Below are 15,322 nucleotides of genomic sequence, written 5' to 3'. Positions count from 1 at the left end.
GGCAGGACATCAGGAGAAGAGGACGTGGCGTGAAGCGAAGAACTCCGAGGGGCGTGGGTCTGGTCCTGGCCGTCTCGGCGGCGCTGGTGCTCGGGCCGGCCGGCGAGGCGGTCCCGGCCGGCCCCGGCGTCGACGGCACGGCCGGCCGGGCACCCGGCGACGGCACCGTGACCGTACGCGTCGTCAACGAGGTGGACGCCGACGGGACGTACGACAGCGGTCTGGAGAAGGGCCGCGAGGGGGTGCGGGTCACGCTGACCGACGACCGGGGGACGGTTGTGACCCGGACCACCAACTCCTACGGCGTCGCTTGGTTCCAGCCGTCCGCCACCCCCTTGAGCGGCGGCAGATATCGCGTGCAGGCCCACAACCCCGACCCCCGCACCCTGCAGCCGGCGATCGCGGGACTCGGCGACGGCCCGAAGGTCATCCGCAGCGGCGTCGGCTTCGTGGACGTCTCCCGGAACCGCAACGTGACGTACACGACCGGCTTCTGGGAGCCCGGCGTCTACTGCCAGGAGAACCCCGACCTGGTGACCTGCAACCTGACCAAGGGCGACGCCCCCGACACCCACCAGGGTCTGGTGCGGTTCGCCGGGAACTTCTCCGGCACCCACCCCGGCGGCACGGTCGAGCGGCTGACCAACAACACGCAGCAGGGCGCCGTGTTCGGCATCGGCAACGACCGTACCGGCAACACGTACATGGGCACGCTGGTCAAGCGGCACGCGGCGTACGGGCCGGCGGGCGCGACCAACACGATCTACCGCCGCAACAGCGCCTCCGGGGTGAGCACCTTCGTCACCCTGCCGGGCCTGCTGACCGAGCACGACGAGTCCGACGGCTGGCTCCGGGACAACCCGGTCTACAGCCGGGTCGGCCGGGAGGGCATCGGCGACGTCGACGTCTCCGGCGACGGCCGGACCCTCTACGCGGTCAGCCTCAACGACTCCCGGCTGTACGCCGTGCCGATCCGCGGCAGCGGCGACCAGGTCTATCCGGGCACCTACCGCTCGCACGTCATTCCCGAGCCGGAGGACTGCGCCGGCCGCTGGCACCCGTACGGCATCGGGGTGCGCGGCGGGCGGGTGCTCGTCGGCGGGGTGTGCGGCGCGGAGAACACGGTCACGCGCAGCGCCCCGTGGGGCGACCCGTCCGAGGTCACCGCGCACGTCTACGAGTTCCGCCAGGGCTCGTTCCGCCATCTGTTCCACACGGCGATGAACTACCCGCGCGGCTGCGCGTACCGGTTCACCGGACTGCCCGCGAGCATCGCCCGCTGCACCAAGCCCGCCACCGTCGGCCAGCCGCTGAGCGCGATGTGGGAGGCGTGGAACCAGCGCGTCCCCGTGCCCGGACACCTCTCCTTCGTCTCCGCGCCGCAGCCGATCCTGTCCAACATCGAGATCGCCGACAACGGTGACCTGGTTCTGGGCTTCCGCGACCGCTTCGCCGACATGCAGGGGACGGCGACGTACCCCTTCAACGCCCAGAACAGGGGCCTGGTCAGGGCCGTCGCCGCCGGTGACGTGCTGCGCGTGTGCACCTCCGGCACGACGTACACGCTGGAGAACAACGCACGGTGCGACGCCCTCTACGGGGCGCGGCCCAACAACGACGAGGGACCGGGCCACGGCGAGTTCTACGACGACTCGACCGACCTCACGGACGCCCACGAGGACCAGGTCACCCAGGGCGGCACGGCGCTCCAGCCGTTCCGGAACAGGCTGTGGAGCACGGTCTACGACCCGTTCGACTACCACCCCTGGGAGCAGGGCGTCCGCCGCTGGAACGCCGACAAGGGCCGGACCGAGGGCAACCTGACGGTCCAGAACACCTGGAGCGCCGACGCCGGACGGCGCGCCCTGCTCTTCGGCAAGGGCAACGGCCTCGCCGACCTGGAGATGGTCTGCGACCGGGCGCCCGTCCAGATCGGCAACCGGGTCTGGTACGACGTCAACGGCAACGGCATCCAGGACCCCTCCGAACCGCCGGTCAGGAACGTGAAGGTGACGCTCGACCCGCAGTCGCCCGGCCCCGACCTCACGGCCCGCACGGACGCGAACGGCGAGTACTACATCGGCAGCGGCCAGGGCCTGCGGCCCAACACCACCTACCGGGTCTCCTTCGACCACCGCGGCGTCGACACCACCGCCCTGCCGGGGCGGCCGAGCCTCGCCTCCCTCAAGTGGACGGTCAAGGACGCCGGTTCGAACCGCGCGATCGACTCCGACGCCGACGCGCACGGCAGGACCACGGTCCGCGTCGGCGACGCCGGCCATGTGAACCACGCGGTCGACGCCGGCCTCACCAAGTCGGTGCGGCTGACGCTCCTGAAGCTGGACAGGAAGACCGGCAAGCCGTTGAGCGGTGCGGTGTTCGAGCTGTGGCAGGACACCAACGGCGTCCGTGGCCTGCAGCGCAGCGGTATGCGCAAGGACCGCTTCGTCAACGACTGCGCCAGCTCCCGCACCGGCCGCTGCTCGTTCGGCTCGCTGCTGCCCGGCACGTACCACCTGGTCGAGACCGACGTCCCCGAGGGCTACCTCAAGCCGAAGCAGCCGGTCACCGGGCCGTACGTCCTCACCCCGGCGAACGCCTCGTCCGGGAGCGGGCTGCTGGTGAAGGTGCGCAACCAGCGGGGAGAGCCGTGCAAGGGCAAGAAGTGCTGACGGGCTGACGGACCGATGGACCGGCGGTTCTGGGACGGCCGACGGCTGACGGCTGACGGCTGACGGCTGACCCGAGCGCTCGCGGCACGAGACGGGCCGCCCACCGGAGGACACCCCGGTGGGCGGCCCGAGGCCGGTTCCCGTTCGGCCCAGCAGGACGTCTCCGGAGCGCGCGGAATGCCGTATCTCTGGGAGGGGGTTCGGCGAGCGAGTGTGTGAGTACCGGAGGCCGCGTTGACGACCCGACGAAGGACACGCAAGACCCCGATACGTACGGTCGCGGCAGTGACCTCCGCCCTGCTGGGCTGGACGGCGGTCCCCGCCGCCGCGGCGGCGCCCGCGACGCCGGAGTGCGCCACGCGCACCGGCCCCTACCAGTGGGACCTCGAACGCCATCTCCGACGCCCCGCCGACGGCCGGCAGTCCACCGCCGACTGTGTGGCGATCCGCGCGTTCCAGCAGCGCACGGGGGTGCGGCCGGCCGACGGTTACGCGGGCCTCGCCACCTACCGCACCATGCTGGTCGTGCAGGCCCGCCCCGACCCCAACCGCGCCGGCAAGTGCCCGGTGCGGACGTACCAGGTGACGTGTGTGGACCTCGACCGTCAGCTGATGTGGGTGCAGGAGGACGAGCGGGTGGTCTACGCGCCGGTGCCCGTGCGCACCGGCAGGGACGGCCAGGAGACCCGTACCGGCTGGCACACGGTCTACTGGAAGAACCGCGACCACCACTCCGACCTGTACGACGACGCCCCCATGCCGTTCGCCCAGTTCTTCAACAACGGGCAGGCCTTCCACGGCGTCCTCGACGACCTCTTCCGAGGCGGCTCCCACGGCTGTGTGAACCTGCGCTACGCGGACGCCGAACGGCTCTGGAACGTCATGCACGAGGACGACGCGGTGTACGTGTGGGGCGTGAAGCCGGGCACGGGACGGTCGTTGCGGCCCCCGTCCGAACGGGGTTGAGCGGCCGCCGCCCACACCCACCCCGTACGATCTCGGCATGTCCCGCCGCACCCGGATCGCCGTGCTGACCGTCGGCGCCCTCGCCCTCGCCGCCGCGGTCACGGTGCACCTGCTGAGCGCACCCACCTTCACCTTCGCCGCCGCCCCGCTGGCCGACGATCCCGCCTGCGCCAGGGTCGGCGAGCGGTACCCCGACCGGCTGGCCGGACTGGAGCGGTCGGACACCACGACGGAGGGCGCGGCGGTCTGGGGGGACGGGGCCGTCGTCGCGCGCTGCGGCTTCCCCCGGCTCGGCGCCACCGACGACGCGTGCACCCAGGTCGACGGGGTGGACTGGGCCTGGCGTACGAGCAGGGACGGCGACGGTCGGGAGGTGCTGGTGACCTACGGCCGGGAGCCGTCCGTCGAGATACAACTCACCGTCGGCGAGGCGGCCCCCGACGCCGTCCTCGTGGGCCTCTCCCCCGTCGTGAGACATCTCGAGCAGGACAACGAGTGTCTGGCTCCCTCCGATGTCACGGCTCCCACGACACCGCCGCAACACACCCACTGACGGAGCTGGAGCACCCGATGGCCACGAGGAAGACGGCCCGGCTGGCGGCCCTGTGCGCGCTCGTGGTCGCGCTGTCCGGCTGCTCGACGAGCGAACCGCTGGAGCTCGACACGGACTCGGCGCAGTCGGGCCGGTTCCAGCCGTTCAAGCGCGTTCCGGTGGCCGAGCGCGCGGACGCTCCCGCGTTCTCCGGCCGTACGGTCGACGGGAAGCCGGCCCGTCTCTCCGACTACCGGGGCGAGATCGTCGTGGTGAACGCCTGGGCCACCTCGTGCGGTCCCTGCCGGGCCGAGGCACCCGCCCTGGAGCGCACGTATCGGACGTTCAAGGACCGGGGCGTGCGGGTCCTGGGGATCAGCACCGACATCGAACGACGGAACGCGCGGGCCTTCCAACGGGAGTTCGGCCTCTCCTACCCGAGCCTGCACGACCCGGAGGGCCGGCAGTTCCTGGAACTGCCGCGCGGCATGGTGAACCCGCAGTTCCTGCCCTTCACCCTGTTCGTCGACCGGGCGGGCAGGATCGCGGGTGCCGTCCAAGCACGCCTGGACGAGAAGGGGTTGAAGGCCATTCTCACGCCGTTGCTGAAGGAGGGGCAGGAGGCAGGCCGGTGACGGGGGCGGGCCGCCCGGCCTCGTCGGAGTAGTCGTCCTCGCCGGCGGACGTCCCGTCCGGGGACTGCTCCTCGGAGGTATCCTCCTCGGTGGTGTCGCCCTCCGTGGTGTCCTCCTCGGAAGGCGGTGGCGTGGTCCCGCCGCCCTCGGAACTCTCCCCCGGACTCGCCTTCGGCGTCCTGTTCGGGGTCTTCTCGCCCTTCGTCGCGCCCTGCCGTTCCTTTTCCAGGACGTCCCGGAGCCGCTTCGCCCCCGCAACCGCGGCGTCGCGGGTGGCGGTGTCGTCGATGCCGTAGAGGCCGCCGTGGGTGACGAGGACGGCGGTGTCGCCCACACGGACGGTCGCGAGGTCGAAGGTGAGGGCGCTGTCCTCGCCCTCGACGTCACCGCTGACGACCAGCCGCAGGCCCTGCCGTGCGTCGCCCAGGTCGCCGGGCAGGTCCACGGGGGCGACCTCGGCTCCGTGCTCCCGGCCCTGGGCGCCGGTGATGGTGAACTCCCCGCACTCGTCGACGAGTTGCCGGAGGTGTCCGAGCCGGGCGTCGACGTCGGCCCGGTCGTACGCGCCCACCTGGTAGCGCAGCTGGGCGCCGTACTCGAAGTCGTCGAAGCCCACGACGGCCGTCCCGCCCCGGGGCTTGCCGAGGACGTCCTCGGCGTAGACCGCGTCGAGGAGTTCCTGGCACTCGGGGCGGTCGGTGCGACCCTTGAGGAGGCCGTCCCGCCAGGTCGCCGCGCCCTGGGTGCCGGCCCAGGCGTCGCCGAGGTCGCCCTGGCGGAGCAGGGCGCTGCGGGCCCGGGCGTCGGTGAGGGCGGAGGCGGACGGCGCGGAGGGCGAGGGGGAGGCCGTGTCGTCGACGGCCGCCTCGGGGAAGCCGCGCGGGTGCCCCGGATCGTCCACGAAGCAGCCCGCCGCGCCCGCGAGCATCCCGAGGACCACGACCCGGGCGAGAACACGGTACGGACGACGCATGGCGGAGCCTCCCGGGAGCACGATGTTTCCGCTCCCACGCCAACACCACCCGGGCCCGCCCACCAGCGCACGGGGGCGTACGGGTGAGCCACTCCCCCGTACGGCTCCGCAGTCGGCCCCCGTACCGCTGGGGCCCTAGCTCCGAGGCACCCGCCCGTCGCCCGGGGAAGGGCTGGCGGACGGGGACGGGGTCGCCCGCGTGTCCCGGATGTCCACGACCGCGCCCTCGGGCAGCCGGTCGAACAGCCATCGTGCGTCGGCGGTGCGCAGGCCGATCCAGCCGTCGGTGACGTCGTGGGCGCCGGGGGCCTTCTCGTTGTGGGCGATGGCGGCGATCCAGAGCGACCACGGCCTTCCGGTCCGCGTCGGCTGCGGCCTCGTCCTCCCGCTCGTGTCGGTGCCGCCGCCCGAGTCGCCGCCGTCCCCCGCCTCCGTCGTGCCGCGCGCGTCGACCGCTCCGGGATCCTCGCCCGTGTCGCCCGTCGCGACGGGCGACAGCTCCATGACCCAGTCCAGGTTCACCGTGTACTCGTCACCGAGGCCGACCGTCTTGCTGGAGACCCTCAGGGTGTCCACCTTGCGGGTGACGTTCATCAGGCCGGTCGGCGTCGGCGTGCTGTCCTTCCCTGCGGAGATGGGCAGTTCACGGCCGGCGTAGACGAGGACGCGACGCGAGAGGTCCACCGTGACGTCGGGGCCCGCCGTCGCGCTGGCCGAGGCGCTGGCGGCCGTGGCCGGGCGCTGCGGCGTGCCGTGGGAGGCGACGTTCAGGGTGAGGACGGCGGCCAGGCCGGCCGCCGCGCAGCCGCCCGCGACGGCGGCGGACGTACGGCGCCGGCGGCGCCGGCGGCCCGCGGTGGCGCGGACCTCGGCACCGGACCCGGGCGGCGGGGTCTCGGCGGTCTCGGCCAGTTCACGCAGCCGGACGGTGAGTTCATCGGACACGGCCGTCCTCCTTCTCACCCTCGCCGGGGGCCAGTTCGCGTGCCAGCGCCGCCCGGCCCCGGGACAGCCGGGCCTTGACCGTGCCCACGGGGGCGCCGGTCTCGGAGGCTACCTGTTCCACACTCAAGTCGCACAGATGGTGCAGAACCACCGCCATCCGCTGTGCCTCCGGAATCCTGCGCAACGCGTCGACCAGGACCGCCCGCTCGGGATCGGGCCCCGGCACGTGTTCCGCGGGCGGAGTGCGGCGCACCAGGTCCAGCCAGCGGCGAGCCCGCCGCCAGCGGCTCACCGCGAGCCGCATCGCCACGGTCCGGATCCACGCCTCGGGCGCCCCCTCGGCGAGGAAGTCCCGCCGCCGGTCCCAGGCCCGTACGAAGGCCTCCTGCACCACGTCCTGTGCCTCCCCGTGGTCCCCGGTGAAGGCGAAGAGCTGGCCGGTCAGCCGGGGGAACGCGGTCGCGTAGAACGTGTCGAACTCTTCCTCGGTCATGCCCCCCGCCGTCTTTCCCGAAGTTCCTCGCATCGCCGTGCAACCCGGCCGCCCCCGTCGTGCGTACAGGTCCCGTACGTACGCCACACATCGAAACACATCGCGGAATCACACCGCGTCGGACATCTGGTCGTAAGACCACTGGGGGGACCATGACCACGGGGAACGGCGGCTCGGGGAAGAGAGCCGCGGAAGGCGGGACCACGGGGAGGAGGCGGACCCGGCGTCTCGTCCACGCGCTCGCGGCGACGGCCGCGTGCGCGCTCGCGCTGACGCTCACGGGCTGCGCGGGGATCGGCGAGGGAGTACGGGTCGAGGGGCCGAGCGCGATACCGAAGGCGCACGTCCGGGCGGACTCGGGGGGCGAGGGGAAGACCGGGGCCGGGCGTGCGACGCCGACTCCCACCCCGCCGAAGGCCCTTGAGGGCGTGCGCGTGAACATCGCCGACGGGCAGACCGTGGGTGTCGGCATGCCGATATCCGTCACCTTCGACCGGCCTGTCGCGCAGGCCGAACGGGCGAGGGTGGAAAGGGAGTTGAAGGTCCGCACGGACAACGGAACCGAGGGGTCCTGGAGCTGGGTCAAGGACCACAACCTCGCCGACGGGCAGCGGGTCGACTACCGTCCCCGCGCCTACTGGAAGCCCGGCACGAAGGTCACCGTCGAGGTGGGAGCGGGTCTGGAGCGGCACTTCACGATCGGCCGCTCGCTCGTCGCCACGGTGGACGTGCGGCGCCACGTCATGACCGTCGAGAAGGACGGCTCGACCGAGCGCATCCCGGTCACCACGGGCGCGCCCGGCATGGACACGTGGAACGGCACGATGGTCGTCTCCGACAAGCAGAGCCGGGTGTTCATGGACTCCACCACGGTCGGCTACGGCGACTCGTACGCGGGCTGGTACGCGAACGCGGTCCACCTCACCACCTCCGGCACGTATCTGCACGAGAACCCGAAGGCCAATACGTACGCGGGCCGCCAGAACGTCACCCACGGCTGTGTGGGTCTCGCGGACGACGGCACGGCGAAGCGGTTCTACGACCAGGTCATCCCTGGTGACGTGGTGAAGGTGACCGGCTCGAAGGAGACCGTGGCCGTCGGCAACGGGTACGGCGACTGGAACCTGGGCTGGGAGAAGTGGAAGGAGGGCAGCGCGCTGCACTGAGCCGAGGTGAGGGGTGTGAGGGAAGGCGACGGGAGAAGCCGCGGAGAAAAAGTCCCGCCGGTGTCATCCGTCCCGTACGCCTCCCGGGTTTCAGGAGTGTCAGACCAACGCACCTGAGCCAACACACCTTTGGGGGTCGTCCGTTCATGACCATGACACGGATGCACACACTCGTCGCCGTCGCAGCGCTGACCACGCTGCTGGCGGGGGCGTCGACGACGTCGTACGCCGCCTCGCGGGGGGAGGCGGCGCACGGCGCCGGCACGGCGGTGGCGGTCGCCGAGGCCGCGGCGGCGGCCAGGAAGGCGCCGACTCCGCGCATCGTCCAGCCCGGTGAGCACGTCGTCGCCGCGCCGGGATTCGAGTTCTGGATGACGGCGGAGGGGAAGCACTGGCTGGAGCCGGACCTGCCGGACTTCCCGCAGTTCCGCAGTGTCGTCGACGGCAACATCGACCTGTCCCGGCCTGGGGTGTCCCTCCAGGCGTCCGCCTTCGAGGGGCGCTACTACCTCTCCGGCGTCTACTACGGAGGCAAGGGGACCGCCTCCCGCGTGACGGTCCGGACGAGCACGGGCCCGGTGCACGGCAAGCTGATCGAACTGCCCGGGAAGCCGGGCTGGGGCGTCTGGTACGCCGTCGCGGATCTGCCGACGGTGGACGACGGGCAGGAGTTCCTGCGCGGGGTGACCGTCCACGACACCGAGGGCGGCGTCTACTCCCGGCTGCGGCTGCGCTGACCGCCGCGTCCGCGCCGCGGTGACCCTGCCGCGATGACCGTGCCGAAACGACCGTGCGGGAGCGGGACTTGACCACCCCGCTCCCGCACGGCATGCTCCCCCGTTCCCGAGCCCCGAGGACCGTCGCCCGTGCCGCAGGAGAAACCAGGATCACCGGAGGCCGCCGACTTCGCCGCGTACGCCACCGCCGCCTGGCCCCGTCTGGTGCGCACCGCGCACATGCTGACCGGAGACTTCCACGAGGCCGAGGACCTCGTGCAGACCACCCTGGCGAAGGTGTACGCCCGCTGGCGGCGCATACCGCGCGACGACGTCGACTTCTACGTACGGCGCTCGCTGGTCAACAACAACATCAGCCGCGTACGCAAGAGACGCGTGGCCCATCTGCTGACGCCGTTCCTGCCCGAGCGGATGCACGAGCGGCACGCCGGGCACGCCGAGTCGATCGCCCAACGGGCCGCCGTCACCCAGGCGCTGGCCGCCCTGTCGGCCCGTCAGCGGTCCGTGCTGGTGCTCCGCTTCTGGGAGGACCTCGGCGAGATGGAGATCGCCCAGCTGCTCGGCTGCTCCCTCGGCACGGTCAAGACCCACATCCGCCGGGGCCTGCAGGCCCTGCGCGCGCACCCCGAGTTCGCCGGCGCCGCCCACGCCGCCGCCCCTTCGCCCGTCTCCGGAGCCCGCCCATGAACCAGCCCACCCCCGGGACCGGCCCGGACACCACCGCAGCACGAGGGACAGGGAAAGGAGGCGGAACGGACGTGGGTACGGTCGAGGACGGCGCGTACGACGCCGGCACCGGGCGGTTGCTGCGCGAGGCCCTCGCCGACGCCGCGTACGACATCACCCCGCAGGCCGTGCCGCTGCGGGCGATCGAGCGCGACGGCCGGGCCGTCCGGCGGCGGCGCCGGGCCGCCGTGCTGAGCACGGGCTGCGCACTGCTGCTGCTCCCGTTCGCCGTGGTGCTGGCGCTCCGGCCCGGCGGCCCGCCCGCCACCGTCCAGCCCATGGCCCCGCCGGCGCCGACCGCGAACGCCTCGCTCACGCCCGCCCGGATCGCCGGACCGTACGCCGGGCAGACGCGTGTCGTCGAGCCGGGCGAGCGCGTGGACGTCGGCATGGGCACACAGGTCTGGCTGACCAGCAAGGGCAAGCACGCGTACGAGCCGCTGATGTCCGACCTCGTCGAGTTCCAGAACCTGCTCGACGAGGACATCGACAGGAGCCGTCCGGGAGCCGCGATGCAGGAGGCGGTGTCGGGGACCGACTACGCCCTCCTGTCCGGCCTCTACTTCGGCACCCGGACCCCGGCGGCCGGCGTACGGCTCGAACTCCGTGACGGCCGGACCCTCGACGGCACGGTCCTGCGGCTGTCCGGGAACAAGGAGTGGGGGGCCTGGTACGTGCTCACGCACCGCGAGGCGCGGACCCCGCACGCCGAGCGCCTGCGGAGCCTCACCGAGAAGGTCACGGTGTACGACGAGGAGGGCACCGTCCTCGTGTCGCGGACGTTCGACGGCTGAACCGCCGTCACAGAGGGGGCTGCGCGGGGGCGGGGCCGAGGGTGGTGGTGCCCGGGGCGGTGCGGTGGCCGAGGCCGGTGCGATAGGCGTCGAGGGCGGCCTCGACGCGGCCGGAACGCCGGTACAGGTCCCCGAGCAGACGGCACAGGTCGGCCAGGTCTCCTGCGGCGCCCGCGCGTTCCAGCAGGCTCAGCGCCCGAACGTAGTGTTCCTCGGCGGTGTCCGCGTTCCGGGCGTCCTCGGCGATGATGCCGAGGAGGCGGTGGGCTGCGGCGGAGTGCAGGGCGCCGCGTTCGGAGCTGAGGTCGCTGAGGACCTCGCGGAGCAGCTCGGCGGCCTCCTCGGACTTGCCGCGGCGGTGCAGGACGTCGGCGAGTTCGACGGCGACCTGGCTGGTGTAGAGGGCGGCGCGCTTGGCGGAGAGCATGCGGCGGGCCTCGCGCAGTTCCTCCTCGGCGCGGGCATAGTCGCCGTTCTGGGCGTGGAGATAGCCGCGCATCCAGTGGCAGTTGGCCAGTTCGGTGCGGATCTGGAGCTGCCGGTACAGCTCGGAGGCCTTGGCGAGCGAGGCGTCGGCCTCGGCGATCCGGCCCTCGGCGATCATCGTGCGGGCGACCGAGCGGTGCATACGGGCGACGAGGGCGGGGTCGCCGGAGCGCGGGGCGAGGGCGAGGGCCAGCTCGGCGGCCTGGGCGGCGCGGGCGTGGGCGCCCATGTCCATGTAGGGGGCGATGACGCCGGTGTAGAGGAGCAGTAAGGCGTCCGGGTCGTGCATGCCGTTGCGGTTCAGCTCGTCGAGGGTGGACTCGTAGAGGTAGCAGGAGTAGCGGAGTTCACCGGCGAGGTAGTGGGCGGTGGCGCGACCGCGCAGGGCGGGGACACGGGCCGGCAGCGGGGCGTCACCGAGACGTTGCTCGACCTGCTCGAACCGCAGCCGGGCGCTCTCCAGGTCCCCGGTCTCCAGGGCGCATTCGCCGAGTCCGAGCAGCGCGTCGGCCTGCTCGGCGACCAGTCCGTACTCCTCCGCCTCGGCGAGGACGGCCGAGAACTCCTCGGCCGCGGCCTCCGTGGCGCCGCCGGCGAGGGTGCGCTGGGCGCCGGTCAGACGCAGCCGCAGCTCGGTGGCGAAGCCGGCGGGGCGGCCGGTGGCCAGCTCCTCGTAGCCCACACCGAGCCGTTCGGCGATGTGCCGCAGGGCCGGTTCGGAGGCCCGGACACGGCCCGCCTCCAGGGTCGAGATGTACGCCGGGGTGTATGCCGGTTCGGCCAACTGACGCTGTGTGAGGCCCTGTTCCGTCCGCAGTTGCTGCACTCTGCGCCCGATGACCTCGGGATCGTCACGCTCGGCCGTACCTGCCATGGCGTAAGCATGCCAGTAACCCTGCTTACACCGGCCGCTTTACCGCAACTCGCGCTCCTGGCCGGGACGGAGACTGCTGTCCCGGCCAGGAGCGCGTGGTCAGTCGTCCAGGCTGGGGCCGTCTGGTCAGCCGTCCAGACTGGGCAGGAGGGAGACCATGCGGTTGCCGCTCCGGGCGATCAGGACGTCCCCGTGGAGCAGGGCCTGGGGCATGGCCCCGTGCTTGCCGGCGTCGACGTGTCCGCGCCAGATCCGTTCGCCCGTGTCCGCGTCGAGGCCGGACAGATCGCCGTCCGGGCCGAAGAAGTACACGACGTTCCGGTGCGGCGACGCCACCGGGCTCGCCAGGTCGGGCCAGTTCGCCTCGGAGTCGGGCACCTTGATGCCGACCGGGGCGGTCCACAGGACCTTTCCCGTGGTGAGCGAGTAGGAGGACGCCTGGCCCGCACGGGACACGGAGATCAGACGGTCCCCGACGAGGGCTTTGGTGGCCGTGTCTCCCCGGACCGGGTAGGACAGCGGGGTCTGCCTGCCCGAGCTGTCGACGACGGTCAGCCTCTCGGTCCTCGCCTTCTGCTCCTCCGTCTCGACGACCACACTCGACCGTGTCGGCATCCTGGTCAGGACGATCCGGTCCCCCCAGGTCCCGACGATCTGCTGCCTGCCGGAGAGGGCCGTGACTTTGGTGGTCCGTCCGGTGGCCGGGTCGAGCCGGAGGACATCGGTCGGGCCGGGCTTCTTGGTCTCCGGCGAGCACAGCAGGTAGGGGACGCCGCTCAGCACCACCCGGTCGCACCAGATGCCCTTGCCCCAGCTGTGGCGCCACTTCACCTTGCCGGTCCGCGGGTCGACGGCCGACAGCGTCCGGTCCCTCGGGGTGTTGGCCAGGACCGCGCCGTCGATGAGCAGGACGGCCTGGTCGTCGCGGTTGTCGCTCGCCAGCTCCACCGTCCACAGCACCTTGCCGCTGCCGGTGTCCACCGCCATCAGGTCGGTGCCGGGGGCATAGTTCCCCTTGGAGTCCTTCTCGGCGGTGTGGGCACCGTAGGTGTAGAGCACGCCGTCGCGCACGCCGACCGGTCGGCTGGACACGGACACGGGCCCGGAGCCGTCGCCGATCGCCTTGCGTGTCCACAGCCGCTTACCGGTGTTCGCGTCGAACTTCACGGCGTCGTACTTGTACCCGGCGCAGTACAGCGCGGAGCCGTCCACCAGACAGCCCCGGTCGACGGCGCCCCGGGCGTCGATCCGCCAGGGATGCCAGCCCTCCGGCGACTGCGCCGCCGGCCGCACCGGCCGGTCCGGGTCGCTCCCCTGGCCGCCCCCGAAACCGAACACCGCTGCCACGGTGATCCCGGCCACGGCCGCCGCCGTCCCCGCCACCTGCGAGAAGCGGCGCCGGGCGCGCCGCCGCACCACCTTCTCGACCAGGTCGCCGGGCGCCCGTACGCGGTCCAGGTCGACGGCGTGCAGCGTCTCCCGGATCTTCCGTTCCATCTGCTCCGTCGTCATCCCTGGGCCCCCTTCGGCGTGAACGCGAGCTGCTGTGCCTGCTCCTGAGCGGACCCGGCGGGCCCCAGTTCCGGTACGAGGGCCCGTAGCTTGGCGAGCGATCTGTGTGCCGTGCTGCGCACGGTGCCGACCGGGCACCTCAGCAGCGCCGCGACCTCGGCCTCCGGCAGGTCCTCGAAGTAGCGCAGGACGACCACGGCCCGCTGGCGCTTCGACAGCCGGCCGAGCGCCGCCCACAGCGCGATCCGCAGCTCCGACTCCGCCCCGGCGTCGGCGTCGGTGCCCGACTCGGGCAGGACGGGCACCGACGTCTCCGCACGGTGTCCGCGCAGCCGCCAGCGGTTGACCTGCTGGCGGTACATGACCTGGCGCACGTACGCCTCGGGCTGCTCGATGCTCGACCAGCGTCCGTAGACCTTCATCAACGCGATCTGCAGCAGGTCCTCCGCTCCGTGGCGGTCCCCACCGGTGAGCAGCACCGCGAGCCGCAGCAGCGCGGTGGAGCGCATCGCCACGAATTCACGGAACTCGTCGTGACTCGATGCCTTCATCGACCCTCCCCTTCTCGGCACCCCTCACGACGTGCCGGGCCGCGCACGGCTATCCCTCTTCGAGGGAGATTGTGCGTCCGTCCCGGGGAGAGAGGTACGCGGCCGCGGAACGCAGGGGTCCCCGCACCCCTTCGAAGGGGTGCGGGGACCTGTGTGCGGTCGGATGCCGACAGGTGCCGGCAACGGTCGGATGACGGTGGCCGGTCCGTCGGACGTCGGCCGTCAGACATCGGCGGTCGGCCCTCAGACGTCGGCGGTCGGACGGCTGGCCGGGACGCTCTCGCGCGCCTCCCGGTACGCCGCCACGCTCCCCCGCGCGTGCACGGTCTCCCGCTCCACCGTCGTCAGCGCCCGCTCCCACCGCTGCCGCATCGGCCCGATCAGCCCACCGCCGACACCGACGACGAGGATCCCGGCGACCGTGCCGAGCGCGGCGTAGAGAACGGGCTGGGTGACGTCCTGCGCGATGCCGGCCTGGCCGAGCGCCGCGATGACGCCGAGCCCGACGACGCAGGCCCAGACGGCGGTCGCGAGGGTCCGGCCGTAGGAGACGGAGGCGAGCGCGCCCCCGACGATGCCGCGCACCGCGTTGGCGATGGCCATCGCCACGACGACGAGCACGACGGCGACGACCGCGCGCGGCAGCCAGGCCACGATGTCGTTGATCATCGCGCTGACGGGGTTGGTGCCGAAGACCCCGAGCGCGAACTGCAGGGTGAGCAGCATCAGCGCGTAGTACACGATCCGGCGCAGGATGCCGGTCAGGTCGTAGGAGGAGTCCTGGAGCAGGCGGGACGTTCCGGCGCGCTCCGAGAGGCGCTCCGAGCCGGCCTTGCGCAGGACGCGGTCGAGGACGCGGGCGATCAGTTTCGAGACGAACCAGCCGACGGCCAGGATGACGAGGAAGGCGGCGAGTTGCGGAACGAACTGCGCGACCTTGGACCAGGCGTCGTTCAGGCCCCGGGTGAAGTCGACGGACACGTCGACGGACAGGCTGACCATGGGTGGTTCTTCCCTTCGCGGGTACGTCGGATACGTCCCCTCCCCTTGTGGATAGCAGTGGGCCGACCGGGTGACGGCGCAGTTCAGGGCCGTTCGGGTGACCGCGCGCGGGGTGCGCGGACGGCGCGTGCGCCGGAGTGGACGTCCGTCACGTAAATGCTTTGAGTTCTCCACCACCCCCTGTGACCCTCTTGTCAGTGGCATGACTTAGTCTTCGCACACGCTTCACATGCGTCACACGCGCCGCACAGGTCGAAC

General features: G+C 72.4%; 15 protein-coding genes. 8 read left to right on the top strand and 7 right to left on the bottom strand.

The features are described 5' to 3' along the window. Positions 1-29 precede the first annotated feature (29 nt). The 4 genes from ACZ6BB_RS18490 (at position 30) to ACZ6BB_RS18475 (ending at position 4,805) form a co-directional block, all read left to right on the top strand. Positions 30-2,672, top strand: coding sequence for an SdrD B-like domain-containing protein (locus ACZ6BB_RS18490; RefSeq protein ID WP_471616225.1), 2,643 nt, complete (start codon positions 30-32; stop codon positions 2,670-2,672). A 285-nt stretch (positions 2,673-2,957) separates the two neighbouring features. Then, the gene (locus tag ACZ6BB_RS18485) at positions 2,958-3,638 is read left to right on the top strand and encodes a L,D-transpeptidase family protein (protein ID WP_471616224.1); all 681 of its coding nucleotides are present in this window, start codon (positions 2,958-2,960) and stop codon (positions 3,636-3,638) included. A gap of 37 nt (positions 3,639-3,675) precedes the next feature. Next, positions 3,676-4,191 carry a DUF3515 family protein gene (locus tag ACZ6BB_RS18480; RefSeq protein ID WP_471616223.1) on the top strand — a complete coding sequence of 172 codons (516 nt, stop codon included), beginning with the start codon at positions 3,676-3,678 and terminating at the stop codon, positions 4,189-4,191. A 17-nt stretch (positions 4,192-4,208) separates the two neighbouring features. Further along, positions 4,209-4,805 (top strand): TlpA family protein disulfide reductase, encoded by a 597-nt coding sequence (locus tag ACZ6BB_RS18475; RefSeq protein WP_471616222.1) that lies wholly within the window; start codon positions 4,209-4,211, stop codon positions 4,803-4,805. Here the strand turns inward: ACZ6BB_RS18475 and ACZ6BB_RS18470 are convergent. The 3 genes from ACZ6BB_RS18470 to ACZ6BB_RS18460 form a co-directional block, all read right to left on the bottom strand. Then, a complete protein-coding gene (locus ACZ6BB_RS18470; protein WP_471616221.1) occupies positions 4,765-5,778 on the bottom strand; it encodes a hypothetical protein in 1,014 nt (337 codons plus the stop codon). The genes ACZ6BB_RS18475 and ACZ6BB_RS18470 overlap by 41 nt on opposite strands. 135 nt (positions 5,779-5,913) lie before the next feature. Then, positions 5,914-6,723: a L,D-transpeptidase gene (locus ACZ6BB_RS18465; protein WP_471616220.1), complete on the bottom strand. Its 810-nt coding sequence runs from the start codon at positions 6,721-6,723 to the stop codon at positions 5,914-5,916. Continuing rightward, the gene (locus ACZ6BB_RS18460; protein ID WP_471616219.1) at positions 6,713-7,216 is read right to left on the bottom strand and encodes a SigE family RNA polymerase sigma factor; all 504 of its coding nucleotides are present in this window, start codon (positions 7,214-7,216) and stop codon (positions 6,713-6,715) included. Before ACZ6BB_RS18460 ends, ACZ6BB_RS18465 begins: the two co-directional genes overlap by 11 nt. Positions 7,217-7,368: 152 nt before the next feature. Here ACZ6BB_RS18460 and ACZ6BB_RS18455 point away from each other — a divergent pair, with 152 nt between their 5' ends. The 4 genes from ACZ6BB_RS18455 (at position 7,369) to ACZ6BB_RS18440 (ending at position 10,639) form a co-directional block, all read left to right on the top strand. Continuing rightward, positions 7,369-8,382: a L,D-transpeptidase gene (locus ACZ6BB_RS18455; RefSeq protein WP_471616218.1), complete on the top strand. Its 1,014-nt coding sequence runs from the start codon at positions 7,369-7,371 to the stop codon at positions 8,380-8,382. 161 nt (positions 8,383-8,543) lie between these two features. Beyond that, positions 8,544-9,119 (top strand): hypothetical protein, encoded by a 576-nt coding sequence (locus ACZ6BB_RS18450; RefSeq protein ID WP_471616217.1) that lies wholly within the window; start codon positions 8,544-8,546, stop codon positions 9,117-9,119. Positions 9,120-9,248: 129 nt separating this feature from the next. Beyond that, positions 9,249-9,806, top strand: a complete 558-nt coding sequence (locus tag ACZ6BB_RS18445; RefSeq protein ID WP_471616216.1) for a SigE family RNA polymerase sigma factor — start codon at positions 9,249-9,251, stop codon at positions 9,804-9,806. A gap of 71 nt (positions 9,807-9,877) precedes the next feature. Continuing rightward, positions 9,878-10,639 carry a hypothetical protein gene (locus tag ACZ6BB_RS18440; RefSeq protein ID WP_471616215.1) on the top strand — a complete coding sequence of 254 codons (762 nt, stop codon included), beginning with the start codon at positions 9,878-9,880 and terminating at the stop codon, positions 10,637-10,639. Between the two features lie 7 nt (positions 10,640-10,646). Here ACZ6BB_RS18440 and ACZ6BB_RS18435 read toward each other — a convergent pair whose 3' ends face one another. The 4 genes from ACZ6BB_RS18435 to ACZ6BB_RS18420 form a co-directional block, all read right to left on the bottom strand. Beyond that, positions 10,647-11,999: a helix-turn-helix domain-containing protein gene (locus ACZ6BB_RS18435; RefSeq protein WP_471616214.1), complete on the bottom strand. Its 1,353-nt coding sequence runs from the start codon at positions 11,997-11,999 to the stop codon at positions 10,647-10,649. 126 nt (positions 12,000-12,125) lie between these two features. Beyond that, entirely contained in the window at positions 12,126-13,511 is a 1,386-nt protein-coding gene (locus tag ACZ6BB_RS18430; protein WP_471616213.1) for an outer membrane protein assembly factor BamB family protein, read from the bottom strand. After that, positions 13,508-14,062: a SigE family RNA polymerase sigma factor gene (locus ACZ6BB_RS18425; protein WP_471616212.1), complete on the bottom strand. Its 555-nt coding sequence runs from the start codon at positions 14,060-14,062 to the stop codon at positions 13,508-13,510. Before ACZ6BB_RS18425 ends, ACZ6BB_RS18430 begins: the two co-directional genes overlap by 4 nt. A gap of 243 nt (positions 14,063-14,305) precedes the next feature. Beyond that, positions 14,306-15,064 carry a membrane protein gene (locus ACZ6BB_RS18420; RefSeq protein WP_471616211.1) on the bottom strand — a complete coding sequence of 253 codons (759 nt, stop codon included), beginning with the start codon at positions 15,062-15,064 and terminating at the stop codon, positions 14,306-14,308. Positions 15,065-15,322: the final 258 nt, after the last annotated feature.

It is taken from the genome of Streptomyces sp. NPDC041108 (assembly GCF_055592645.1).
Note: the sequence above shows the minus strand (reverse complement) of the source record. Positions and strands in the feature narration are given on the sequence as shown.